At 57.0% G+C, this 23,853-nt stretch carries 20 protein-coding genes; 8 read left to right on the plus strand and 12 right to left on the minus strand.

Annotation, left to right across the window (positions count from 1 at the left end; translation table 11 throughout):
* The first annotated feature begins 180 nt into the window (after positions 1-180).
* Positions 181-900: a fatty acid metabolism transcriptional regulator FadR gene (gene fadR / locus LB453_RS10910; RefSeq protein ID WP_103796024.1), complete on the plus strand. Its 720-nt coding sequence runs from the start codon at positions 181-183 to the stop codon at positions 898-900.
* Positions 901-1,123: 223 nt separating this feature from the next.
* On the opposite strand, the gene LB453_RS10915 is transcribed toward fadR, so the two are convergent.
* The gene (locus tag LB453_RS10915) at positions 1,124-2,659 is read right to left on the minus strand and encodes a SpoVR family protein (protein WP_103796023.1); all 1,536 of its coding nucleotides are present in this window, start codon (positions 2,657-2,659) and stop codon (positions 1,124-1,126) included.
* A gap of 507 nt (positions 2,660-3,166) precedes the next feature.
* Between LB453_RS10915 and LB453_RS10920 the strand changes: the two genes are divergently transcribed.
* Entirely contained in the window at positions 3,167-4,468 is a 1,302-nt protein-coding gene (locus LB453_RS10920; protein ID WP_103796186.1) for a D-amino acid dehydrogenase, read from the plus strand.
* 18 nt (positions 4,469-4,486) lie between these two features.
* Entirely contained in the window at positions 4,487-5,557 is a 1,071-nt protein-coding gene (gene dadX, locus LB453_RS10925) for a catabolic alanine racemase DadX (protein WP_103796022.1), read from the plus strand.
* On the opposite strand, the gene LB453_RS10930 is transcribed toward dadX, so the two are convergent.
* The 6 genes from LB453_RS10930 to yeaG form a co-directional block, all read right to left on the minus strand.
* Entirely contained in the window at positions 5,550-6,743 is a 1,194-nt protein-coding gene (locus LB453_RS10930; protein WP_103796021.1) for a multidrug effflux MFS transporter, read from the minus strand. The genes dadX and LB453_RS10930 overlap by 8 nt on opposite strands.
* Before the next feature lie 113 nt (positions 6,744-6,856).
* Complete coding sequence (gene wbaP, locus LB453_RS10935) at positions 6,857-8,323, minus strand: undecaprenyl-phosphate galactose phosphotransferase WbaP (protein ID WP_103796020.1); 1,467 nt, start codon at positions 8,321-8,323, stop codon at positions 6,857-6,859.
* 380 nt (positions 8,324-8,703) lie between these two features.
* A complete protein-coding gene (locus LB453_RS10940; protein WP_103796019.1) occupies positions 8,704-8,937 on the minus strand; it encodes a DUF1480 family protein in 234 nt (77 codons plus the stop codon).
* Between the two features lie 75 nt (positions 8,938-9,012).
* Positions 9,013-10,740 carry a potassium/proton antiporter gene (locus tag LB453_RS10945; RefSeq protein ID WP_103796018.1) on the minus strand — a complete coding sequence of 576 codons (1,728 nt, stop codon included), beginning with the start codon at positions 10,738-10,740 and terminating at the stop codon, positions 9,013-9,015.
* Positions 10,741-10,990: 250 nt separating this feature from the next.
* Complete coding sequence (locus LB453_RS10950; RefSeq protein ID WP_103796017.1) at positions 10,991-12,268, minus strand: YeaH/YhbH family protein; 1,278 nt, start codon at positions 12,266-12,268, stop codon at positions 10,991-10,993.
* A gap of 90 nt (positions 12,269-12,358) precedes the next feature.
* Positions 12,359-14,293, minus strand: coding sequence for a protein kinase YeaG (gene yeaG, locus LB453_RS10955; RefSeq protein ID WP_224481732.1), 1,935 nt, complete (start codon positions 14,291-14,293; stop codon positions 12,359-12,361).
* 420 nt (positions 14,294-14,713) lie between these two features.
* Between yeaG and LB453_RS10960 the strand changes: the two genes are divergently transcribed.
* Positions 14,714-15,463 carry a MipA/OmpV family protein gene (locus LB453_RS10960; RefSeq protein WP_103796015.1) on the plus strand — a complete coding sequence of 250 codons (750 nt, stop codon included), beginning with the start codon at positions 14,714-14,716 and terminating at the stop codon, positions 15,461-15,463.
* A gap of 71 nt (positions 15,464-15,534) precedes the next feature.
* Positions 15,535-16,386, plus strand: a complete 852-nt coding sequence (locus tag LB453_RS10965) for an aldo/keto reductase (protein WP_103796014.1) — start codon at positions 15,535-15,537, stop codon at positions 16,384-16,386.
* A gap of 131 nt (positions 16,387-16,517) precedes the next feature.
* On the opposite strand, the gene LB453_RS10970 is transcribed toward LB453_RS10965, so the two are convergent.
* Together LB453_RS10970 and gapA are read right to left on the minus strand one after the other, a co-directional pair.
* A complete protein-coding gene (locus LB453_RS10970; protein WP_103796013.1) occupies positions 16,518-17,393 on the minus strand; it encodes a D-hexose-6-phosphate mutarotase in 876 nt (291 codons plus the stop codon).
* Positions 17,394-17,468: 75 nt separating this feature from the next.
* On the minus strand, positions 17,469-18,464 hold the full coding sequence (gene gapA, locus LB453_RS10975; RefSeq protein ID WP_103796012.1) for a glyceraldehyde-3-phosphate dehydrogenase: 996 nt from the start codon (positions 18,462-18,464) through the stop codon (positions 17,469-17,471).
* Positions 18,465-18,805: 341 nt separating this feature from the next.
* On the opposite strand from gapA, the gene msrB reads away from it, so the two are divergent.
* On the plus strand, positions 18,806-19,216 hold the full coding sequence (msrB, locus tag LB453_RS10980) for a peptide-methionine (R)-S-oxide reductase MsrB (RefSeq protein ID WP_103796011.1): 411 nt from the start codon (positions 18,806-18,808) through the stop codon (positions 19,214-19,216).
* 3 nt (positions 19,217-19,219) lie between these two features.
* Positions 19,220-19,501 (plus strand): YeaC family protein, encoded by a 282-nt coding sequence (locus LB453_RS10985; protein WP_103796010.1) that lies wholly within the window; start codon positions 19,220-19,222, stop codon positions 19,499-19,501.
* A gap of 42 nt (positions 19,502-19,543) precedes the next feature.
* Here LB453_RS10985 and pncA read toward each other — a convergent pair whose 3' ends face one another.
* From pncA to sppA, 3 genes are all read right to left on the minus strand, one after another.
* Positions 19,544-20,152, minus strand: a complete 609-nt coding sequence (gene pncA, locus LB453_RS10990; protein ID WP_033791187.1) for a bifunctional nicotinamidase/pyrazinamidase — start codon at positions 20,150-20,152, stop codon at positions 19,544-19,546.
* Between the two features lie 17 nt (positions 20,153-20,169).
* Positions 20,170-21,183 carry an asparaginase gene (gene ansA, locus LB453_RS10995; RefSeq protein WP_103796009.1) on the minus strand — a complete coding sequence of 338 codons (1,014 nt, stop codon included), beginning with the start codon at positions 21,181-21,183 and terminating at the stop codon, positions 20,170-20,172.
* A gap of 84 nt (positions 21,184-21,267) precedes the next feature.
* Positions 21,268-23,127 carry a signal peptide peptidase SppA gene (gene sppA, locus LB453_RS11000; protein ID WP_103796185.1) on the minus strand — a complete coding sequence of 620 codons (1,860 nt, stop codon included), beginning with the start codon at positions 23,125-23,127 and terminating at the stop codon, positions 21,268-21,270.
* 172 nt (positions 23,128-23,299) lie between these two features.
* On the opposite strand from sppA, the gene LB453_RS11005 reads away from it, so the two are divergent.
* Positions 23,300-23,851 carry an NAD(P)H nitroreductase gene (locus LB453_RS11005; protein ID WP_033791182.1) on the plus strand — a complete coding sequence of 184 codons (552 nt, stop codon included), beginning with the start codon at positions 23,300-23,302 and terminating at the stop codon, positions 23,849-23,851.
* Positions 23,852-23,853: the final 2 nt, after the last annotated feature.

The following is a 23,853-nucleotide window of genomic DNA, read 5'->3' on the forward strand; positions in this document are numbered from 1 at the left end:
AGAGTGGGCAAAGGGTAATCAGCGAATTCGTGCGGCGCAATCTTCCCCTGAGAATTGCGCGCGAGGCTGCTGATTTTTGCGCCAGCGCGCGCTTTTAATCCCCGCTCAGTCTATACACGACCAGGGTGTCTGGTATGATGAGTCCCATTTCGACAAAGAAAGCAACGAGAACATATCGCTATGGTCATTAAGGCGCAGAGCCCTGCGGGATTTGCTGAAGAGTATATTATTGAAAGCATCTGGAACAGCCGCTTTCCTCCTGGGTCAATCCTTCCTGCTGAACGTGAGCTTTCTGAACTTATCGGCGTAACCCGCACCACGCTGCGCGAAGTATTGCAGCGCCTGGCGCGAGACGGGTGGTTAACGATTCAGCACGGCAAGCCGACCCGCGTAAATGACTTCTGGGAAACCTCCGGGCTGAATATTCTTGAGACGCTGGCGCGTCTGGATCACGACAGCGTGCCGGTGCTGATCGATAACCTGCTGTCGGTGCGCACCAATATCGCCTCGATCTTTATCAGCCGCGCGCTGCGCCATCATCCCGACAAGGCGCGCGCGGTGCTGGAGAGCGTCGCCGGTATCGACGATCAGGCCGATGCCTATACCGAGCTTGACTATCGCGTGTTCCGCGGTCTGGCATTCGCCTCCGGCAATCCTATTTACGGTTTGATCCTGAATGGCCTGAAAGGACTCTATACCCGCGTGGGCCGCTACTATTTCTCTAATCCTGAGGCTCGCGAGCTGGCGCGCAACTTCTACGCGCGGCTCGAAGGGCTGTGCGTTAAAGAGCCGTCGCAGGATCAGATTGTCGATGCGGTGCGCGAGTATGGCCGTCGCAGCGGCGAGATCTGGCACAGCATGCAGAAAAGCATGCCGGAGGATCTCGGCAGCAAACGCTAAAAGCGGAAAACCGGACAGAGTCCGGTTTTTTTATGCCTGTGAGCCAGGCGCGGTCGCGGGTAGCATAAACAGATCGCAAAGTCGCTCAAGGCATCCCTGCGCGCTCGGCCCACGGCATCCCTGCCGCGGGACGCTTTGCTCTTCTGTTTATGCTACCCGCTCCCTGAATAGACGTGCGGCCTGAAAAAAACCGGACAGAGTCCGGTTTTTTTATGGCTATTCCTTACAGCGCGTTGCCGCGCGTCGGACAGCGATCCAGCAGCTCGACGCTGCCGTCTTCGTTCTGCTGTTCCAGGATCACATCGAACCCCCACAGCCGGTGGACATGCTTCATCACCTCGCGACGGCTCTTGTCGAGCGGCGTGCGGCTTTGCGGCACGTAGCGCAGCGTCAGCGAACGATCGCCGCGCAGGTCGACATTATAAACCTGAATATTTGGCTCCAGATTGCTCAGGTTGTACTGCGCGGAAAGCTGCTGGCGAATGGCGCGATAGCCCGCTTCATCATGAATGGCGGCGATCTCAAGATAATTATTGCGGTCGTCGTCCAGCACGGTAAACAGGCGGAAATCGCGCATCACCTTCGGCGACAGGAACTGGCTGATAAAGCTCTCGTCCTTGAACTCGCGCATGGCAAAGTGCAGGGTCTCCAGCCAGTCGGAGCCGGCGATATCCGGGAACCAGTAGCGATCCTCCTCGGTCGGCGACTGACAGATGCGCTTGATATCCTGGAACATGGCGAAGCCCAGCGCATAGGGGTTAATACCGTTATACCAGGGACTGTTATAAGGCGGCTGGAACACCACGTTGGTATGGCTGTGCAGAAACTCGATCATAAAGCGCTCTGAGACTTTACCCTCATCATAGAGATGATTGAGGATGGTGTAGTGCCAGAAGGTCGCCCAGCCTTCGTTCATCACCTGCGTCTGCTTCTGCGGATAGAAATACTGGCTCACCTTACGCACGATGCGCAGGATCTCGCGCTGCCACGGCTCCAGCAGTGGCGCATTCTTCTCCATAAAGTAGAGCAGGTTCTCCTGCGGCTCCGACGGATAGCGCGCCGCCTCGACCTGCACCGCCTCTTTCTCGCGGCGCGGCAGGGTGCGCCACAGGGTATTCACCTGGCTTTGCAGATACTCTTCGCGGCTCTTCTGCCGCGCTTTCTCTTCCTGCAGGGAGATCTTCTGCGGACGCTTATAGCGATCGACGCCGTAGTTCATCAGCGCATGGCAGGAGTCAAGTAGCCGCTCTACCTCTTCAACGCCAAAACGCTCTTCGCAGTCAGAGATATATTTCTTCGCAAACAGCAGATAGTCGACAATCGAGCTGGCGTCGGTCCAGCTGCGGAACAGATAGTTATTTTTGAAAAAGGAGTTATGGCCGTAGCAGGCGTGCGCCATGACCAGCGCCTGCATGGTCATGGTGTTCTCTTCCATCAGATAGGCGATACAGGGATTGGAGTTGATCACAATCTCATACGCCAGCCCTTGCTGTCCGTGCTTATAGCGCTGCTCGGTTTCAATGAACTTTTTGCCAAACGACCAGTGCGCGTAGTTAATGGGCATGCCGACGCTGGAGTAGGCGTCCATCATCTGCTCGGAGGTAATCACTTCGATCTGATGGGGATAGGTGTCGAGTCGGTAGAGTTTGGCTACGCGGTCAATTTCCGCAAGATAGACATCGAGCAGCTCGAATGTCCAGTCCGGTCCATCACTGAGTCGTTTGCTGTCCTTAATCGGATCGTCAAAGATTGTCGTCATAGCGCACCTCTGTTTTGCAAACAGGCCTGCCCGCTGCGAGCAGCCGGTTTCGGTAATTTCAAGGCTCATCCCTAAGAAAGAGAACCCCAAAAACGGAGCGAACACTTCAATGATAGTCCACTGTCACCTATCTGATCGCGGAACTCAACTGAATTATTCGGCACAAAATCATCTGAAAAAAGACGCGGAAGCATTTGATGAACAGATGTCGGCCCGAAGGGCGAAAAGTCGGGATAAAATGCTGTTTATAAGTGGATTGTATGGCGTCCGCTTATTCTCCTGAAATAAGTGGATATTGCCGCATACGCTATTATTAACTGCTGAGAAGCGGTTAAAAGACGCATAACTCACTGATTTTCACTCTGACCAACGATTTTAGTGTTCGAAAAAATGAAAAACATGTGAAATAAGTTAATAAGGAACGGGCTGTTACCGGCAGGTGGGAATGCGCTGGTATTACCCTGTACTCTAGTGAATTATGCTTTTGAATTTGCCGGTGGGGGCGATATGCACGTAGTGATTCTCGGTAGTGGTGTGGTTGGCGTGGCGAGCGCCTGGTATCTGGCGCGCGCGGGTCATCAGGTAACGGTGCTGGATCGCCAGCCCGACGCAGCGCTGGAGACCAGCGCAGGCAATGCGGGCCAGATATCGCCCGGCTACGCGGCGCCCTGGGCTGCGCCGGGGGTACCGCTGAAGGCGGTGAAGTGGATGTTCCAGCGCCACGCGCCGCTGGCTATCCGCCTGGACGGCAGCAGCTTTCAGCTGGAGTGGATGTGGAACATGCTGCGTAACTGCGATATGCAGCACTATCAGCAGAATAAAAGCCGTATGGTGCGCATCGCCGAGTACAGCCGCGACTGCCTGAAGGCGCTGCGCGAAGAGACCGGCATCGCCTATGAAGGTCGACAGGGCGGCACGCTGCAGCTGTTCCGCACCCAGCAGCAGTTCGACAGCGCCAGCAAAGATATCGAGGTGCTGCGCGAGGCGGGCGTACCTTACGAACTGCTGCACGCCCATGAGCTGGCGCGCGTCGAACCGGCGCTGGCGGCCACGCAGCACAAGCTGACCGGCGGACTGCGCCTGCCCAACGATGAAACCGGCGACTGTCAGCTCTTTACGCAAAAGCTGGCGAAAATGGCGCAGGAGGCGGGGGTGGTGTTCCGCTTCAATACCCCGGTCGATCAGCTGCTGCGTGAAGGCAACCGCATTTACGGCGTGAAGTGTGGCGACGAGGTAATTAAAGGCGACAGCTATGTCGTGGCCTTCGGCTCATACTCCACCGGGCTGCTGAAGCATATCCTCGATATTCCGGTCTATCCGCTGAAGGGCTACTCCCTGACTATCCCGGTAAAAAACCCGGATGCCGCGCCGGTTTCCACTATCCTCGACGAAAGCTATAAAGTGGCGGTTACCCGCTTCGACAACCGTATCCGCGTCGGCGGCATGGCGGAAATCGTTGGTTTTAACAACAAACTCTTGCCTGCGCGGCGGGAAACGCTGGAGATGGTGGTGCGGGATCTCTATCCTGAAGGCGGTCATATCGAACAGGCCAGCTTCTGGAGCGGCCTGCGTCCTATGACGCCAGACGGAACGCCGATTGTCGGACCGACGCCGCTCAGCAATCTCTATCTGAATACCGGACACGGCACGCTCGGCTGGACGATGGCCTGCGGCTCCGGTCAGCTGCTGGCCGACCTTATCAGCGGCAAAACCCCGGCGATCGCCGCCGACGATCTGTCCGTGTTTCGCTATTTGCCGGGTTTTGCCCCGTCATCGACACCATTACGCAACGCGAACGCCGTGCGTTAACATTCAGGGAGAGTGAGTATGTCACGTCCAGTTTTTGCCACTATCGATCGGCAGGCGCTGCGGCATAATCTGACGATAGCGCGCCAGGCGGCGCCCGATGCGCGCGTCTGGTCGGTGGTAAAAGCCAATGCTTACGGCCACGGTCTGGCCCGCGTATGGGAAAGCCTGGCGCAGACTGACGGCTTTGCCCTGTTAAATATGGAAGAGGCGATACTGCTGCGCGACGGCGGCTGGCGCAAACCGATTCTGCTGCTGGAGGGCTTTTTCCATGCCGAGGATCTGCAGCTAATCGATCGCTACCGCCTGACCACCAGCGTACACAGCAACTGGCAGATCAAAGCGCTGGCGGAGACCCGGCTCTCCGCGCCGGTGGATATCTATCTCAAGGTCAACAGCGGCATGAACCGCCTCGGCTTCCGCCCTGAGCAGGTGCACGGCGCCTTTCAAAAGCTGCGCGCGCTGGAAAACGTCGGCGACATTACGCTGATGACGCACTTTGCCGATGCGGAAAACCCGGAAGGGCTGATCGCGCCGATGCAGCGCATTGAACGCGCCGCCGAAGGGCTCGCCATTCCCCGTTCGCTCTCCAATTCCGCCTGCACGCTCTGGCATCCAGAAGCGCACTACGACTGGGTGCGCCCCGGTATTATTCTCTACGGCGCCTCGCCGAGCGGCGACTGGCAGGATATCGCCAGCACCGGCCTGAGGCCGGCGATGACGCTCAGCAGCGAAATCATCGGCATCCAGCAGCTGAGCCGCGGCGACGGCGTCGGCTACGGCTATCGCTACCATGCGCAGCAGGAGCAGCGTATCGGCGTGGTGGCATGCGGCTATGCCGACGGCTATCCGCGCCATGCGCCCAGCGGCACGCCGGTTTGCGTTGACGGCGTGATGACCCAGGTGGTCGGCGCGGTATCAATGGATATGATCACCGTCGACCTGACGCCCTGTCCGCAGGCGGGCATCGGTTCAAGGGTCGAGCTGTGGGGCGAGCAGGTGAAAATCGATCAGGTGGCGAAAGCGGCCGGCACGGTCGGCTATGAGCTGATGTGCGCGCTGGCGCCGCGCGTGCCGGTTAAGGTTATTTAAGCGCGGTCAGCGAGCCGTGCATCTTCTTACTGCAGCGCCAGGCGATCAGCGCCAGCGCTGCACCCGCCAGCATCATCAGCGCCAGCGCGCTCTTTTCCGCCACGGGCAGCATGACAATCAGCAGGCTGCCCGCCGCACCGCCCGCCATCTGAATTAATCCCTGCAGCGCCGCCGCTACGCCAGCCTGCTGCTGATAAGGCTCCAGCGCATAGCTGGTGGCGGGGCCAACGGTAAAGGCCAGGCCCGCTACCGCAACGGCCACCGGCAGCATATAGAGCGCCCAGTGGGTCTGCGCGCCCTGCGGCAGCAGATGCATGCCGGCGACCAGCAGCAGCGCGCCCGCCAGCATCGTCACAAAGCCCATCGCCAGACAGAACGGCCGTCCCGCCTTGCGGATCGCTTTATTAACAAAAGCGCTTACCAGCATGATCCAGAAGCCGTTGGCGCCGAAGGCGAACGAAAACTGAATCGGCGTCAGGCCGCCTTCCGTCATCAGCACGTGCGGCGCCAGTGATACATAGGTCAGCACCATGCCGAGCGCGCCCGCGTTGGCAAAGGCGAAGGCGAGAAAGCGCGGCTGACGCAGAATGGCGCCATACTGCGCCAGCGGCAGTCCCTTTACCCGCAGCGTATCGGCGGGGCGCGTCTCCGGCAGCCAGATAAGCACGATAACCGCAATAAGCAGGCCGTAGGCGCACAGAAACCAGAAGGGCGCGCGCCAGTCGAAGGCGCTGGCAAGCAGGCCACCCAGCAAGGGCGCCAGCGCCGGCACGATATTCAGCGCGCCGTTTAGAAAGCCGTAGGCGCGCGCCGCTTCGTCGCCGCTCAGGCGATCGCGCACGCCGCTAAAGGCGACAACAGCGCTACAGCAGACCGCGCAGCCCTGGATGAGACGCGCCGACAGAAACATCGGCCAGCTGGTGGCGGTTGCCGCCACCACGCTGCCCGCCACATAGAGCGCCAGGCCCAGCAGTGCGATCGGCTTGCGGCCGTAGTTGTCCACCAGCGGACCGGTCACCAGCTGTCCCAGGCCCATTACCAGCAGAAAGATGGGAATAGTGGTCTGGATCAGGCTGACCGGCGTATTCAGGCCAAGGGCGATTTCAGGCAGAGTAGGCAGATAGAGATCGATGCCCAGCGGCGCCAGCAGCACCAGGCTCAACAGCATCAGGGTAAATTTTTGCATAAAAACCAGAGGGTGAACGTCCTGTTAAAACGAGCGGGAAGGGTAATGAGTTGAGGGCGAAAAGAAAAGCGGAAAATGCGATGCCCGCCGTCAGGCGGGCATCCTGAGCGAGCTTAGTAGGCGCCGTCGCGGCGCAGCACTACGCCGGCGGTTTTGAACAGAATGGCGATATCGGTCCACAGCGCCCAGTTCTTCACGTACCAGGAGTCGAAGTAGACGCGCGTATCGTAGTCGATATCGTTGCGCCCGCTGACCTGCCACAGGCCGGTCATGCCCGGTTTCGCCATCAGGTAGTAGTCGACGTCGCCCGCATAGCGCTCCAGTTCAGCCTCGATAACCGGACGCGGGCCCACCAGGCTCATCTCGCCGCGGATAACGTTCCACAGCTGCGGCAGCTCATCCAGGCTGGTTTTGCGCAGGAAGCCGCCAATACGGGTAATGCGCGGGTCCTTTTTCAGCTTAAAGTCTTTATCCCATTCGGCGCGCGCCTCGGCGCTGGTGGCCAGCAGCTGCTCCAGCACCTCTTTCGAGTTGGTCACCATTGAACGGAACTTCAGGCATTTAAACTTCTCGCCGTTCTGGCCGATACGCTCGTGACCGTAGATGGCGTTGCCGCCGTCGCGTTTCACCATATAGCAGAGCAGACCGAACACGGGCGCAAGGAACAGCAGCAGCAGCGAGGCGACAACAATGTCGAAGCAGCGCTTCAGGAAGCGCGAAGAGCGCTTGGCAAGGCTGTTGCTGACGCGCAGGATCATCACTTCATGGCTGAAGATAAATGACATGTCGGTGCCGTAAAGCGGCACGCCGCGCAGGGTAGGGATCACGGAGATCGATCGGCAGTTCATTTTCGACAGGAATTTCAGCCAGGTGTCGCGCACGGACTGCTGCTCAAACTCGGTGGCGACGATAAACTGCACGTTGTCGCGGTCAATGGTCTGCCAGTTAATGTCCTGCTGTTTAATAACGGGCACGCCGTTAACGGACGGCGGATTATTTTCGTCGTCGGTGCTGATAAACGCCTGCACGTTATAGCCGAGGATCTCCTCGCTCTGCAGCGCCGCGTAAGCCTCCATGGCATTTTTGCCCGACCCGATGATAATGGTCTCTTTTTGCCACTGTCCGGCGCGGTTAATGGCGCGTTTCACGGCAGCGCGCATCAGCGGCAGCAGCAGCAGCGCATAGCTCCAGCTAAACAGCCATACCATGCGCGAAAAGTCCCACTTGGAAAAGGCGATCAGCGCTAAATCCAGCAGCGAAAAAACAAACAGGGTTTTCACTACTTCTTTTAGTTCAAACCAAAAGGGTTTGCGGTAGGTGTAGTGACGCATGCGCATCCAGAAATAAGCGGTGCACAAAACAGAAAGCGCAAACTGCGCAATAAAACGGTATTCAATTTGATGAGGCGGAATAAACCCATCGAGGTCGCCCCAGATCCCCTGAATAGTGGCGGCGGATAAAAACAGCGCCAGATTGAGGGCGATCAGATCGGAAAAGCTTAACGCAAGCTTTGCGATGATATTTTTGCGCGTTCCGCTCCATGAGCGGCTCGCATCATTCATTACCAGTGTACTTGCCATAACACCTGCTCTCTTTTTTCTTAAGTAAAAGATGGCCTGACCAGAATCAAGTACGCGCTCAGGAGTGGACAACTGAAAAAGCAGAAAACTTGTTTTCAGTTCATTACAGTCGTTAGAGCCATACAGGCTGCAGTGAAGAGATAAAACAATTACGTGATTCTTATCACGAAAATCTGCAGCAGCGATTAAGAGTATGCAGGAGATATTTGACAGAGTTAATACGGAACAAATCCTAAAAGCTTTTTTTTGCCTAAAGTTTTCTATAGATAACTCTTTGAATCAAAAGCTTAAAATGGCGTGAGGGTGGGAAATAACCAAATATTTCAGACAACTTTTTCGGAATTACCGCCAGGACAAGCCGCTGGCGGCGAAAAGGGGGATCAGGCAGGTTTTTTTAATACCCACTGGTCTTGCTGTTTATCGTAATGCCCAATTTGTAAATCTACCGGTTCACCATCAATCCAGGCGGGCACGCTGGTATCCTGATCCCAGCCGTCAAGCTGATAGCTCAGGCCGGGATTGGTTTGACAGGGAATGCTGACGGTCTGCAGATTATCGCTATCCAGTTCGGCATCAACAATTTCATAGCGACCAATTTTAACGACGTGTCCCATAACTCTCTCCCGTTTGCTGGACCAAATACTGAGCATAGCCGTTTCCGCTGGAATATCGAGCCGCAGCGCCTCAGATTATTCTCTCTCTTCAGCGACGCGCACCCCAATTTTAACAATACGGTTATCTTCTTTTTCCGCTACGGTCCAGGTCAGATGATTCCACTCAATGTGGTCACCGACTACCGGCGTGCCGCCGAGCATGCTCATTACCAGCTGGCCGAGAGACTGCTGATCGTTGGCCTCTTCGTCCAGCTCCAGTCCGTAAATCTGCGCCACATCGCGCAGGCGCGCGTCGGCGTCGAGAATAAAGTCACCGAAAAAGCGCTGATCCAGCGAGACGGGCGGCGACTGGCTGAACATTTTACCCAGCGCCGGCAGATCGCGTTCGCGGCCGATGACGCAGATAACGTCACCCTCCTTTAGCCGGGTGTTACTGTTGGGATGCATAAGCGCGTTATCGCGGAACAGCGCGGCGATACGGGTTTCGCGCGGCATCTGCAGGTCGCGCAGCGCCGCCCCGACGCACCATTTGTCGGCGCTGAGCTGATAGACGAACTGCTCCCAGGGATTTTCCGGGTGGATATCCAGGCCAACGCGGCTGACAGGCGACGCCGTCGGCGGCACCACGACCCGCGCTTTTTTCGCCGCAAAGCCGAGCGAGGTGCCCTGCAGCATCAGCGATACCAGCACCACAAAGAAGGCGATATTAAAGTAGAGCGATGCGTTTTCCAGTCCCGCCATCATCGGAAAGACCGCAAGAATAATTGGCACCGCGCCGCGCAGGCCGACCCAGCTGATAAAGATGCGCTCGCGGCCGGTAAAGCCGCGGAACGGCAGCAGCCCGACCAGAATCGACAGCGGACGCGCCACCAGAATCAGCCACAGCGACAGGAGCATCGCCGGCACCGCGATATGCCACAGATCGGATGGCGTCACCAGCAGGCCAAGCACGATAAACATGCCGATCTGGCTCAGCCAGGCCATGCCGTCAAAGGTCTGCAAAATGCCGTGGCGGTTGCGGATCGGCCGGTTGCCGAGCAGAAAGCCGCAGAGATAGACCGCCAGAATGCCGCTGCCCTCCAGCATGGTGGTCAGGGCGAACACCAGAATGCCGCCGCTCAGCGCCAGCAGCGGATAGAGTCCAGGAGCCAGGCTGATGCGATTGATCAGCTGCTGCAGCGCCCAGCCGCCGCCCAGCCCCAGCACGATGCCCAGGCCAAACTGCTGCACCAGATGCACCAGGAACATCCAGTCGAGGCCAGTTTCGCCTTTCTGGATCATCTCAATCAGGGTGATAGTTAAAAACACCGCCATCGGGTCATTGCTGCCCGACTCAATCTCCAGCGTAGAGCTGACGCGCTCGTTCAGGCCTTTGTCACCCAGCAGCGAAAAGACCGCCGCGGCGTCGGTAGAGCCGATAATGGCGCCGATAAGGAAGCCCTGCATTAAATCGAGGCGGAACAGCCAGGCGGCAGCCAGGCCGGTCAGTCCGGCGGTGATCATCACGCCGACCGTTGCCAGCGAGAGCGCCGGCCCCAGCGCGACCTTAAAAGAGCTGGCTTTGGTGCGCATGCCGCCGTCGAGCAGGATCACCGCCAGCGCCAGGTTGGAAATCAGGTAGGCGGCGGGGTAGTTATCAAAGGCGATACCGCCAATGCCGTCGACGCCGGTGAGCATGCCCAATGCAAGAAAGATCACCAGGATAGGGATGCCGAGCCGCGAAGAGAAAGAACTGAGTAAGATGCTTGACGCAACCAGCACAGAACCGATGATAAAAAGGCTATAGACGATGTTGTGGTTCAATGTGTTCTCCTGCGGTTACGACAATCATAAGAAGGCTGGCGCGGGGAATAGCCGTGCATCTGAAAAAGAACATGCGTAATCAGTAAGTTGTCATAGCCTAAACTCTAATTATAAGATTTGATTTGTCTGTTTAAGCTAAGGCTTAATGTGCAAAAAAAAGCCCTTGTTCGTCAAGAGGATTAATGGCGGGTATTTTAGCATGTATTTGCGGGATTAAATAAAAAAGCCGGTCAGCGACCGGCTCAGAGCATCAGGCTTCCGCTGCCTGTTTGTGAAACAGCTCGCGAAACACCGGATAGATATCTTCCGGCTCGCGGATATGCTGGATGGCGAAATTATCAAAAACCGCCTGCAGATGTTCATATTCACGCCACAGCGTCTGGTGCGCGCGTCGGGTAATTTCGATATAGCTATAGTAGCGCACCACCGGCAAAATATTCTTCGCCAGTATCTCGTGGCACAGCGGCGAATCGTCCGCCCAGTTATCGCCGTCCGACGCCTGCGCCGCATAGATATTCCACTGCGCCGGGTCGTAACGCTCTTTCACCACCTCATCCATCAGCTTCAGGGCGCTGGAGACGATAGTGCCGCCGGTTTCCTGCGAATAGAAAAACTCCTGCTCATCCACTTCTTTCGCCTGGGTATGGTGGCGAATATAGACCACGTCCACGTTTTTATAGGTCCGGCTCAGGAACAGGTAGAGCAGAATATAGAAACGCTTCGCCATATCCTTCGTCGCCTGATCCATTGAGCCGGAGACGTCCATCAGGCAGAACATTACCGCCTGACTGGAGGGTTCAGGCCGTTTTTCAAAGTTTTTGTAGCGCAGGTCGAAGGTGTCGATAAAGGGCACTCGCTCGATACGCGCGCGCAGTTCGGCGATCTCTTTGCGCAGGCGCTCCTCTTCCAGCAGCTGCGCCGGCTCCGCTTTCTCAATCGCAGTCAGCGCCTCTTCCAGCTCATGCATCATACGGCGCTTGCCTGCGGTCATCGCGGTGCGTCTCGCCAGCGAGTTTTGCAGCGACCGTACCACGCTGATATTGGCGGGTACGCCGTTGGAGGTAAAACCGGCGCGATGGGTTTTATATTCGTTAAGCTGGCGATGCTGGTTTTTACGCAGATTCGGCAGCGCCAGATCTTCAAACAGCAGATCAAGATACTCATCTTTAGAAATCTGGAAAACGAACTCATCCTGGCCCTCGCCATCCTGGCTGGCGTTGCCCTGACCGCTGCCGCCACCGCCACCGCCGCCCTGAGGCCGCTCGATACGGTCGTTCTGCACGAAGTGATCGTTGCCGGGATGGACGCGATGACGACTGCCGCCGCGGCCCTGATGGAAAATCGGTTCGTTAATATCGTCCACTGGAATCGAAACGGATTCGCCACTTTCAACGTCGGTTACCGAACGCTTATTGATGGCCTCCGAGATGGACTGTTTGATTTGCGACTTATAACGGCGCAAAAAGCGCTGTCTGTTGACTGCGCTTTTATTTTTGCCGTTGAGTCGCCGATCGATGAAGTAGGCCATAAAACTCCCCCAAACGTTGTAAGCAGGTCGGGCAGCAGCCCGACCTTATGGGTATTAATGCCAGCGCATCAACGTGCTTACGCGTTGTGATTAGGACGATTTACGCACGCGCAGATACCATTCGCACAGCAGACGCACCTGCTTGCGGGTATAGCCTTTCTCCATCATGCGCTCGACGAAATCGTCATGTTTTTTCTGTTCATCCGTGGAGGTTTTGGTATTGAACGAGATAACCGGCAGCAGCTCCTCAGTATTTGAGAACATTTTCTTCTCAATCACGGTGCGCAGCTTCTCGTAACTGGTCCAGTTAGGATTGCGGCCGTTGTTCTGCGCGCGGGCGCGCAGCACGAAGTTCACAATCTCATTGCGGAAATCTTTCGGGTTGCTGATCCCGGCCGGCTTCTCGATTTTTTCCAGTTCCGCATTCAGCGACTCGCGGTCGAACAGCTGTCCGGTATCGGGATCGCGGTACTCCTGATCCTGAATCCAGAAATCGGCGTAGGTCACATAGCGGTCAAAAATGTTTTGGCCATATTCAGAGTAGGACTCCAGATAGGCGGTCTGGATCTCCTTGCCGATAAACTCGGCGTATTTGGGGATCAGATAGCCTTTCAGGTGCTCCAGATACTTCTCTGCCTGCTCCTGCGGGAACTGCTCGCGCTCAATCTGCTGCTCCAGCACATAGAAGAGATGCACCGGGTTCGCCGCCACTTCGTTGTGGTCGAAGTTAAACACGCGCGACAGGATCTTAAACGCAAAGCGGGTGGAGAGGCCGTTCATGCCCTCATCCACGCCGGAGTAGTCGTGATACTCCTGCCAGGATTTCGCTTTCGGATCGGTGTCCTTCAGGCTTTCCCCGTCATAGACGCGCATCTTCGAGTAGATGCTGGAGTTTTCCGGCTCTTTCAGGCGCGACAGAATCGAGAAGCGGGCCAGCGTTTCCAGCGTACCGGGCGCGCAGGGCGCGGTGGCCAGTTCACTGTGGTTAAGCAGTTTCTCGTAGATTTTGATCTCTTCGGAAACGCGCAGGCAGTAAGGCACCTTGACGATATAAACACGGTCAAGAAACGCCTCATTGTTTTTGTTGTTGCGGAAGGTTACCCATTCCGATTCGTTGGAGTGTGCCAGGATGATGCCGTTAAACGGCAGCGCCGAAATCCCCTCTGTACCGTTGTAGTTGCCTTCCTGCGTTGCGGTCAGCAGCGGGTGCAGCACCTTGATTGGCGCTTTGAACATCTCAACGAATTCCATAATCCCCTGGTTAGCGCGGCAGAGCGCACCAGAGTAGCCGTAGGCGTCGGGATCGTTCTGCGCGTGGTTCTCCAGCTTGCGGATATCCACTTTACCCACCAGCGCGGAGATATCCTGGTTGTTCTCGTCGCCAGGCTCGGTTTTGGCGATGGCCAGCTGTTCAAGAATCGATGGCCAGACCTTCACCACCTTGAAGCGGGTGATATCGCCGCCGAACTCATGCAGCCGTTTCGCCGCCCAGGGCGACATAATGGTGCCGAGATAGCGACGCGGCACGTTGTACTCTTTTTCAAGAATGTTGGCGTCTTCCTGCGGGTTAAACAGGCAGAGCGGATGATCGTTGACCGGGCTGCGTTCGCCGTCGGCGCTCAGCACATAGATAGGCACGCGCTGCATCAGCGCTTTCAGACGCTCCGCCAGCGAGGACTTACCGCCGCCGACCGGCCCCAGCAGGTAAAGGATCTGTTTTCTCTCCTCCAGACCCTGAGCGGCATGTTTCAGATAGGAAACGATCTGCTCTATAGCCTCTTCCATGCCATAGAACTCTTCAAAGGCCGGATAGCGGCCAATCACACGGTTGGAGAATATTCTGGAAAGGCGTGGCTCCTGGGCAGTATCGACCATTACTGGCTCACCTATAGCCATTAAGAGTCGCTCTGCGGCGTTGGCGTATGCACTGCGATCCTGCTTACAGATTGCAAGAAATTCCTGCAGTGTGAACTCTTCGTCCTTGGCAGCTTCATAACGCTGACGATAGTGATCGAATATATTCATAGCGATGCCCGTCCTTTCGTTTTTAGCACAGGTAAAGGAGCGTAATTAAAGGCTCATGCAGCTCCCGGAAGATATTCTCATTTGAGTACAGCAACCCTTATGCCAACCTGATGTATTGTTATCGGGGTACACACTTCTTATGGTCACTCTGCTCGTACTAAGACTCACGGCTTACTTTTAACTGTAGAAGGCATTTAGGAAATTTCCTCCGCATAATTTTACTATCTGGCGATATATCAATAACAAAGTCAGATTGTTGCAAAGCGAGCTTTGCGTCAACCTACGGGAAAAGAGAGTAGAATCCGGCAGATGTGCCGCTTTTAGTCGCTCTGTCAGAGCGCACCTCAGATAATGGTTAAACCGGCGAGCGAAAATCGGTAAACTTCGTACTGATTTTTATATTTATGGAAGAAATAAATTGTGAACCAATTCAAACTTAACGCGCCTGCCGCGATTATTTGTGCTCTTTTTTTTGCTCACACCGCCGCTGCGGAATCCTTGTCGCTGGGTGCATCAGTGCTCTACGCGCAGTCTCCCTATCGTGGCGGACAGGACCGCTATATCCCGGTTCCGGTTATTAATTACGAGGGCGATAACTTCTGGTTTCATTCTCTGCAGGGGGGCTACTACCTGTGGAAAGATCCGCAAAATCAGCTCTCTCTGACGCTGCTCGGTTCACCGCAGCAGTACGATCCGGGCGATAACGACCTCGGCGATATGAAGGGTCTTGATAAGCGTCGCATGACGCTGATGGGCGGCGCCACCTACACCCATATGGCGGAGTGGGGCATCCTGCGCACGGCGCTGCTGGGTGATGTGCTGAACAACAGCAACGGCATTATCTGGGATATGACCTACCTTTATCGCTTTAACTTTGGCGATTTCAGCCTGACGCCGGGCGTCGGGGCGATGTGGAACAGCGCCAATCAGAACCGCTACTACTATGGCGTCTCCAGCCATGAGTCCGCGCGTACCGGCATCAACCGTTATCAGCCAGACGACAGCTGGTCTCCTTACGTCGAACTGAGCGCCAGCTATCAGATCTCGCCGCAGTGGAACGCCAGCCTGGTGGGACGCTACACCCGTTTTGACAGCGAGATCAAAGACAGCCCGATGATCGACAAGAGCGGGCAGACCACCCTCTGGACCGGTATCAGCTATACCTTCTGATCGGCACCGTTACGAGGCAATTCCTTAACCAGGCACCAAAAGGGTGCCCTGATGTGATGCAGGAGCATGGGATGGACAAAGCAATCGCTTTTGATGACCACATACGACTACCCGCGATAGGTCAGGGCACCTGGTATATGGGCGAGGAGGCCGCGCGCCGCCGTGAAGAGGTCGCTGCGCTGCAGGCGGGCCTTGATGCGGGGCTAACGCTGATTGATACCGCCGAGATGTATGCGGACGGCGGTGCGGAAGAGGTGGTGGGCGAGGCGCTGCGCGGACGACGCGACGAGGCGTTTCTCGTCTCTAAGGTTTACCCCTGGAACGCCGGCGAAACAGACGCCGTTGACGCCTGCGAGCGCAGCCTGCGGCGGCTCGGCACCGATCGGCTGGATCTCTATTTGCTGCACTGGCGCGGCAACGTGCCGCTTGAAGAGACGATTCGAGCGATGGAGAGGCTGCAGCAGCAGGGCAAAATTCTGCGCTGGGGCGTCTCTAATTTTGACGTCGACGACCTGCAGGAGCTGCTGGAGGAGCCGGGCGGCCCACGCTGCGCCACCAATCAGGTGCTGTATCATCTCGCATCGCGCGGCATTGAGTTCGATCTGCTTCCCGCGTGCCAGCAGCATCAGATGCCGGTAATGGCCTATTGTCCGCTGGCGCAGGCGGGAAGGCTGCGTCAGGCGCTCTTTTCGGACGGGACGCTGGTGGATATTGCACAACAGAAGGGCATTAGCGTAGCGCAGCTGCTGCTGGCGTGGGTGATCCGCAAAGAGGGCGTTATGGCGATCCCGAAGGCGAGTTCGCAGGCGCATGTGAAAGAGAATGCCGCTGCGCTGCACGTCAGACTAAGCGACGAGGAGCTGGCGCGGATTAATAAAGCCTTTCCGCCGCCGCAGCACAAGATGCCGCTGGATGTCGTCTGACGCTGAAGCAACAGGCGCCTTACTCAGGTAAGGCGCCGTGCTGAGTGACGCCGACCCCTGGCGCATTCAGGTGCGGAAGGCGTCGCAATCTGCATCACCCACTTTTCATTCAGGCCATCGCCTGAGCTGTTTTAAACTTTCTGCCGCAGACGGAAGGTGGTTGCCAGCCGCGCCGGTTTTTCACCCGCGCTGCGCATCGGTTTCGAAATGCGGGCCGTCTCTACGCAAACCATGGTCTTATAACCGTCATTGGGCATGTCCGCCATGCTGCAGGAGAGCTCGACGCCAGGGTTCCAGGTCACCACGTCGCTGTGATGATGGTGATAGACCTCAATCACGCGCTGCCCCTGCTTGTCCTGAATCAGTGAGCAATCTTCCGGCTGGGTGAAGATACGGTCGATGCGGCCCGGATAGGTCTGCTTACCGCTGGAAGTCTGTTCGCTGTTGTTATCTACCTTATCGATAAAGTTCGACCCCAGCCCGCTTACCTCTACGCCCGCGATATCGGCCACCTGGAAATAGCTGTGCAGCGCGCCGGTGGCGTTGAAATCGCCGTGGGCTTCAAGCTCGATTTCGCAGTGCCTGCCAAGACGGAAACGGGCAAAGAGGGTGAAGTCATGCGGCCATAGCTTTTTCGTCTGCGCCGAGCTTTCCAGCACGAAGGTCAGCATAACGTTTTCTTCGTTCTCATCATGCGCCGACAGCGTCCAGGGCTGATTACGGGCGAAACCGTGCGCTGGCTCGCCTTCCGGCCCAAACCACGGCCAGCAGATCGGCACGCCGCCGCGGATGGCTTTACCGGGAGCGAAGAGAGACTTTTCGCTCAGCCAGATAACCGGCTTTTCGCCGCTCGGCTGCCAGGCGATGAGGTGCGCGCCCTGAAGCGTCACCGCAGCACGCACCTGAGGGTGGCTTACGACAATCACCGGCAGATCGCCCAGCTGACGCTGCGAGAGGTAGGGGGAGATTTGCTTCACCACGGGCAGCGAGAAAATTTTATCCTGCATAACCGAATCCTTCCTGTTGCTACGAAAAAAAAGGGCGACCGAAGTCGCCCTTGTTATCTGTCATGGCCGGGCTGCTTATTTTGCAACCAGCGCGATCAGGTCGAGAACTTTGTTTGAGTAGCCGGTTTCGTTGTCATACCAGGAAACCAGTTTCACGAAGTTGTCGTTCAGCGCGATGCCCGCTTTGGCGTCGAACACAGAAGTCAGTACTTCGCCGTTGAAATCGGTAGAAACAACGTCGTCTTCAACGTAGCCCAGCACGTCTTTCATTTCGCCTTCCGCAGCTGCTTTAATCGCTGCACAAATTTCTTTGTAGGAAGCCGCTTTTTCCAGACGAACAGTCAGGTCTACAACAGAGACGTTCGGAGTCGGTACGCGGAATGCCATACCAGTCAGTTTACCGTTCAGCTCCGGCAGGACTTTGCCCACGGCTTTCGCTGCGCCAGTAGAAGACGGGATGATGTTCTGAGATGCGCCGCGGCCGCCGCGCCAGTCTTTGTGAGACGGGCCGTCAACGGTTTTCTGCGTAGCGGTGGTAGCGTGAACGGTGGTCATCAGACCTTCGACGATGCCGAATTTGTCGTTGATGACTTTCGCCAGCGGTGCCAGGCAGTTAGTGGTGCAGGAAGCGTTAGAAACGATGTCCTGTCCGGCATATTTGTCGAAGTTAGCACCGCGAACGAACATCGGGGTGTCATCTTTAGACGGACCGGTCAGCACGACTTTTTTCGCGCCGGCAGTGATGTGTTTACGTGCGGTTTCGTCAGTCAGGAAGATGCCGGTCGCTTCAGCAACAACGTCAACGCCTACTTCGTCCCACTTCAGGTTAGCCGGGTCTTTCTCAGAGGTAACGCGGATTTTTTTGCCGTTAACGATCAGCGCGCCGTCCTGTACTTCAACGGTGCCGTTGAAGCGGCCGTGCGTTGAGTCGTACTTCAGCATGTATGCCATGTAGTCCGCGTCTAACAGGTCGTTGATCGCAACGATTTCGATGTCAGAACGCTGCTGAGCAGCACGGAAAACGATACGGCCGATACGACCAAAACCGTTGATACCTACTTTGATAGTCATATATTCCACCAGCTATTTGTTAGTGAATAAAAGGTTGGCTGTAAAATTACAAAAACCTTACCAGGCGTCAAGCGGAATCGTGTCAATAGTTGCGACAGGTCAATCCGTTCGACAGGAATAATTTGTTGCGCAACCGCTTGCGCAACAAGCGTGTTGAGATGATGTCAAAACCCAATCGCTGAATATAAAGGGATAGCGCCAGTAAAAGGTGATCGATATCACAAATCTGCGCTGCGAAAGGAAAGTATGGCCGCTAAGCACGAAAAAGGCCCCGGCAATGTTATTCATTTGTTAGAATAGTAGACGATTTTTTCAGAATGACACTCTCCGGAACCACTCAAATGGCTAAAGAAACCGCATCCGAAGCAAAAATTGCGCAATTGTCTGAAATGCAGCGCTATGTTACCCAGCAGCGCGGTACGGAACCGCCTTTTAGCGGCGCGCTTCTGCACAACAAGCAGGAAGGCATCTATCACTGTCTGGTCTGCAACGCGCCGCTGTTTCTCTCGGAAACCAAGTATGACTCCGGCTGCGGCTGGCCGAGCTTCTACCAGCCGGTGAGCGACGACGCGATTCGCTATCTGGAAGATGACTCTCACGGCATGCACCGCATCGAGATCCGCTGCAATAACTGCGACGCACACCTGGGACACGTCTTCCCGGACGGCCCGCAGCCAACCGGCGAGCGCTACTGCGTGAACTCGGCATCGCTGAGCTTTACCGACGAGCAGGGCGACCAGAAGCAGGGGTGAAGAATGAAACAACAGCTTGACGCTATGGTCGACGCCATGACGCCTGAGGTTTATGAACGGCTGGCAACGGCGGTAGAAACCGGGAAATGGCCGGACGGCGTGGCGCTGTCGCAGGAGCAGCGCGATAACTGCCTGCAGCTGGTGATGCTCTATCAGGCGCGCCACAATGCGTCGCCGCAGCATATGAGTATCGGTAAGGGCGGTGAGATGGTGACAAAATCGAAGCGAGAGCTGAAGGAAGAGTTCGGTATCGACGCAGAGATTACGCGCATAAATCTGCACTGAGCAGAAGGCCGACGTGACGTCGGCCTTATTCAGGCTGGTCCGCTAGATCAGCACCGCGCCCTGCGCCTTCATCTGGGCGAACGCGATATCGCTGTCTTCCGGGCTGAGATTGACCCCGCGACAGCCTTCCTTCACCACCGTCACCTGATAACCCAGCTCCAGCGCGTCCAGCACGCTGTATTTCACGCAGTAGTCCGTTGCGATGCCGAGCATAACCAGATGGGTGATGCCGCGCGCCTGCAGCCAGCTATCCAGCTCGGTTTTACGCCGATGGCCGTTGTCGAAAAAGGCGCTGTAGCTGTCGACGTCAACATCCTGTCCCTTGTGAAACACCGCATCGATCAGATTGCGGTCAAGGCCGGGATGCAGCTCGGCGCCAGCGGAACCCTGAATGCCGTGATCAGGCCACCAGATCTGCGCCAGCCCGTTGAGTTCGCCCAGCGTATAGACCGGCTCGCCCGACACCGAGGCGAAGCTGCCGTGGTTGGCCGGGTGCCAGTCCTGCAGCGCCAGCACGCACTCGCCGCGCGCGCGGAACTCACGCGCATAGCGGTTGGCGACCGGCACGGTCATATCGCCTTCATGCACGGCCATGGGGCCGCCGGGACAAAAATCGTTTTGAATATCGATGATAATGAGGGCCTGCTTCATAACAGGTGGCTCCGTAATTAGTCTTCGGTCAGTTCACCGCGCAAATTTTGCTGCATCCTGGCGCGGATCTCATCGCAGGAGAGCGACTGACTCAGTAAAAAGTGGAGCTTGGTTAGCGCGGCTTCCACCGTTAAATCAAATCCGCTTATCACGCCCGCATGCTCAAGGGCATTGCCGGTGGCATAGCCCCCCATGTTCACCTTGCCGGAGATACACTGGGTCAGGTTAACCACTACAATGCCGCGCTCGCTCGCCTGCTGCAGCTCGGCGAGAAACTCGGCGTTCTGCGGCGCATTGCCGACGCCATAGGAGCGCAGAATCAGCGCTTTTACCGGCTGGCGTAAAAAGTTGCGCACCACATCTGCCGAGATGCCCGGATAGATGGTGACGACGCCGATAGGCTGTGGCGTAATCGTATGCACCTTCAGCGGCCCCTGGCCCTGCGGCGCAGGCGGCGTATTCAGCCGGCGAATATGGATGCCCGCCTCCAGCAGAGCGGAGAGGTTCGGCGACGCAAAGGCGTTAAAACCATCCGCATGCGCTTTCGTGGTGCGGTTGCCGCGATAAAGCTGGTTGTTGAAAAACAGTGATACTTCATTCACGGGGTAGTTCGCCGCCACGTAGAGCGCGTTCAGCAGGTTCTGCTGACCGTCAGAGCGCAGCTCCGCCAGCGGAATTTGCGAGCCGGTAACGATAACGGGCTTCGCAAGGTTCTCCAGCATAAACGACAGCGCCGAGGCGGTGAACGCCATGGTATCGGTTCCATGCAGGATAACAAATCCATCGTAACGATCATAATTTTGTCGAATATCTTCCGCGATGCACTGCCAGTCTTCGGGCGTCATATCGGAGGAGTCGATCAGGGGATCGTATTCATGGATAGTGAAATCAGGCATTTCAGGACGGTGAAACTCCGGCATATTCGCCAGCTGTTGCTGCAGATGACCTGAAACCGGGATATAGCCTTGCGCAGAGCGCTGCATGCCGATGGTGCCGCCCGTATAGGCGACATAGATATTTTTCTTTTGCATCAGAAACTCAGACTTGCCGTAAAACGCGCAGTATAAGGGGAAAGTGGGGGAAAAGCAGCCCAGTCGACGACCGGGCTGCGAGCTTCATCGCACTTCGCCGCAGTTCAGACAGAACGCATAGCGATTTTGCGGATCGTTAAGGTTATTCAGCAGGCCAGGCTGCTGCTTCATGGCGCTCATTACGTCCAGCATCGGCGCGGGCAGCCAGGCCTTCAGCGTGTCCGGCAGCACCGCCTGCGCCGAGGCGTTAACCTGGCTGAGCAGCATATCGAACATGCCGGGCTGATCCTGATACCAGGAGAGCTGAGGCTTCGCCACCTTCGCCAGTTCGCCCGCTTTTTTCACGGCGTCGTCAAAGTCGCCCAGCGCATCTACCAGACCGTTGGCTTTCGCATCGCTGCCGGTCCAGACGTGCCCCTGCGCGATGGCGTCGATTTGCTCTGGCGTTTTGTGACGCGAGGCGGCGACCAGACCCACAAAGTTGCGGTAGCCGTTTTCAATCGTCAGCTGCATCAGCTGCTGCACTTCGGTTGGCAGCGCTTTGGTGGAGGCCACGTCCGCCAGCGGCGAGGTGGCGACGCCGTCCGTATGCACGCCGATGCTATCCAGGCTGTTCTCCAGCGTATTGATTACGCCGAATATGCCGATCGAGCCGGTCAGGGTGCTCGGGTTCGCGACGATATAGTCCGCCGGCGTCGAAATCCAGTAACCGCCTGAGGCCGCCATGCCGCCCATGGAGACGACAACAGGCTTGCCTGCCGCGTGCGCCGCCGCCAGCTCTTCGCGGATCGCTTCAGAGGCGGTAACGCTGCCGCCCGGGCTGTTCACGCGCAGGATAATCGCCTTGATTTTAGGATCGAGGCGCGCATCGCGGATCTGCGTGGCGGTAGTGTCGCCGCCGACGTTACCGGGCGTCTCTTCGCCGTCCATAATCGCACCGCTCGCCATCACGACCGCGATATTGCCATCCTGTTGAGTCGGCTGTTTCACGTTGTAGTCATAGATGCTGACGCTGTGATAGTCGTTGCTGGCTTTATCCCAGCCGAAGGTTTTCACCAGCTCCTGATCGGCCGCTGCGCGGCTGTCCAGCACATCTACCAGCTTGTTATTCAGCGCATATTTGGCGGTATCGCCGTTTACCGCCTCAAGACCAGCGATAACCGCCGCCGCGCCGGGGAAGAGCTGATCCGGGGTGATCTGACGGTTGCCCGCCACGGTATTCAGGTAGTTCTGCCAGAGTTGACCAACCCAGCGGCTGTCGGCGTCGCGCGCCGCCTGAGACATATCGTCGCGCAGGAAAGGTTCGACCGCCGATTTATAGGTGCCGACGCGGAAGACGTGGGAGTTGACCTTCAGCTTGTCCAGCAGCGTCTTATAGTAGAGGCCGTTGGTGGCGAAGCCGTGCAGATCGACCGTGCCCTGCGGCGAGAGATAGATTTTGCTGGCGTAGCTGGCGAGATAGTACTGCGCCTGGCTATAGCTGTCGCCCAGCGCGAAAATGGGCTTGCCGCTGTCGCGGAATTCGCGCAGCGCCTTGCCGACATATTGCAGAGAGGGCTGGTCTCCACCGGCGAAGTCGCGCAGATCCAGCACCATGCCGGTGATATTTTTATCGTTCTTCGCCTGGCGGATAGCGTCCACCACGTCGAACAGCGAGTTCTCCTGCAGGCGATCGCTGCTGGCGCCCAGCAGCTGACGCCCCAGTTTGCTCAGCTTATTGCTGACCGAAGGCTTATCCACCAGCACGCCGGTGAGATCAACTTTTAGCGCGCCTTGCTGTACCGGCGTCGAGCTGTTGCCAGAGCCGCTGACCTGCAGCCAGATGCCGACGCCCACCAGGATTAAAAAGATCAGGAACAGATTGAGAATAAACTCCCTGATAAAATTCAGCACTCGCCATGTCCATCGGAACAGACCGGCAATAATTCGCCACAATGTGCGCATCAGACTCTCCATTTTCGCTAGCGGAAAGCGGTCGCCGCGCGGCTCCGCCTTCCAGGTCGTCCTCATCCTAAAGAGCGCCGTGGAAAATGTCAGCAGGAAATCGTGGCGGACTGTTACAAAAGATCAGGCTGTGCCAGGATTAGCCAACGCGTTATGACATCAGGAGAAAATCATGGATGCACTTGAATTACTGATTAATCGTCGCTCAGCCTCCCGCCTGACCGAACCGGCGCCCGCCGGCGAAAGCCTGCAGAACATTATTCGCGCCGGAATGCGCGCGCCCGACCATAAGTCGCTGCAGCCGTGGCGTTTCGTTATCGTTGAGAATGAAGGGCGCGATCGGCTGAGCGCGCTGCTGGAAGAGGCGGCGCGCGAGGCGCAGCTGGAGGAGAAGGCGATCGATAAAGCGGCGCGCTCGCCGTTTCGCGCGCCGATGATTATTACCGTTATCGCCCACTGCGAAGATCACCCTAAAGTGCCGCGCTGGGAGCAGGTGGTGTCGGCGGGCTGCGCGGTGATGGCGATGCAGATGGCGGCGGCGGCGCAGGGCTTTAACGGCATCTGGCGCAGCGGCCCCTGGACCGACAATGCGCGCGTGCGCAGCGCTTTCAACTGCCGCGAGCAGGATGCTATCGTCGGTTTCCTCTATCTCGGCACGCCGCAGTTAAAATCGAGCACCACCGTGGTTCATCCCGATACCGCACCCTTTGTCAGCTATTTCTAACC

Source organism: Pantoea agglomerans (assembly GCF_020149765.1).
In the GTDB taxonomy this organism is placed as follows: Bacteria; Pseudomonadota; Gammaproteobacteria; order Enterobacterales; family Enterobacteriaceae; genus Pantoea; species Pantoea alvi.

Coding starts and splice junctions, on each gene's coding strand:
- ansA (WP_103796009.1), bottom strand. CDS start 21,183: ATGCAAAAGAAAAATATCTATGTCGCCTATACGGGCGGCACCATCGGC.
- msrB (WP_103796011.1), top strand. CDS start 18,806: ATGGCTAAAGAAACCGCATCCGAAGCAAAAATTGCGCAATTGTCTGAA.
- pncA (WP_033791187.1), bottom strand. CDS start 20,152: ATGAAGCAGGCCCTCATTATCATCGATATTCAAAACGATTTTTGTCCC.
- LB453_RS10940 (WP_103796019.1), bottom strand. CDS start 8,937: ATGGGACACGTCGTTAAAATTGGTCGCTATGAAATTGTTGATGCCGAA.
- LB453_RS10915 (WP_103796023.1), bottom strand. CDS start 2,659: ATGACGACAATCTTTGACGATCCGATTAAGGACAGCAAACGACTCAGT.
- LB453_RS10930 (WP_103796021.1), bottom strand. CDS start 6,743: ATGCAAAAATTTACCCTGATGCTGTTGAGCCTGGTGCTGCTGGCGCCG.
- LB453_RS10985 (WP_103796010.1), top strand. CDS start 19,220: ATGAAACAACAGCTTGACGCTATGGTCGACGCCATGACGCCTGAGGTT.
- LB453_RS10965 (WP_103796014.1), top strand. CDS start 15,535: ATGGACAAAGCAATCGCTTTTGATGACCACATACGACTACCCGCGATA.
- wbaP (WP_103796020.1), bottom strand. CDS start 8,323: ATGGCAAGTACACTGGTAATGAATGATGCGAGCCGCTCATGGAGCGGA.
- sppA (WP_103796185.1), bottom strand. CDS start 23,127: ATGCGCACATTGTGGCGAATTATTGCCGGTCTGTTCCGATGGACATGG.
- dadX (WP_103796022.1), top strand. CDS start 4,487: ATGTCACGTCCAGTTTTTGCCACTATCGATCGGCAGGCGCTGCGGCAT.
- LB453_RS10950 (WP_103796017.1), bottom strand. CDS start 12,268: ATGGCCTACTTCATCGATCGGCGACTCAACGGCAAAAATAAAAGCGCA.
- LB453_RS11005 (WP_033791182.1), top strand. CDS start 23,300: ATGGATGCACTTGAATTACTGATTAATCGTCGCTCAGCCTCCCGCCTG.
- LB453_RS10970 (WP_103796013.1), bottom strand. CDS start 17,393: ATGCAGGATAAAATTTTCTCGCTGCCCGTGGTGAAGCAAATCTCCCCC.
- yeaG (WP_224481732.1), bottom strand. CDS start 14,293: ATGAATATATTCGATCACTATCGTCAGCGTTATGAAGCTGCCAAGGAC.
- gapA (WP_103796012.1), bottom strand. CDS start 18,464: ATGACTATCAAAGTAGGTATCAACGGTTTTGGTCGTATCGGCCGTATC.
- fadR (WP_103796024.1), top strand. CDS start 181: ATGGTCATTAAGGCGCAGAGCCCTGCGGGATTTGCTGAAGAGTATATT.
- LB453_RS10920 (WP_103796186.1), top strand. CDS start 3,167: ATGCACGTAGTGATTCTCGGTAGTGGTGTGGTTGGCGTGGCGAGCGCC.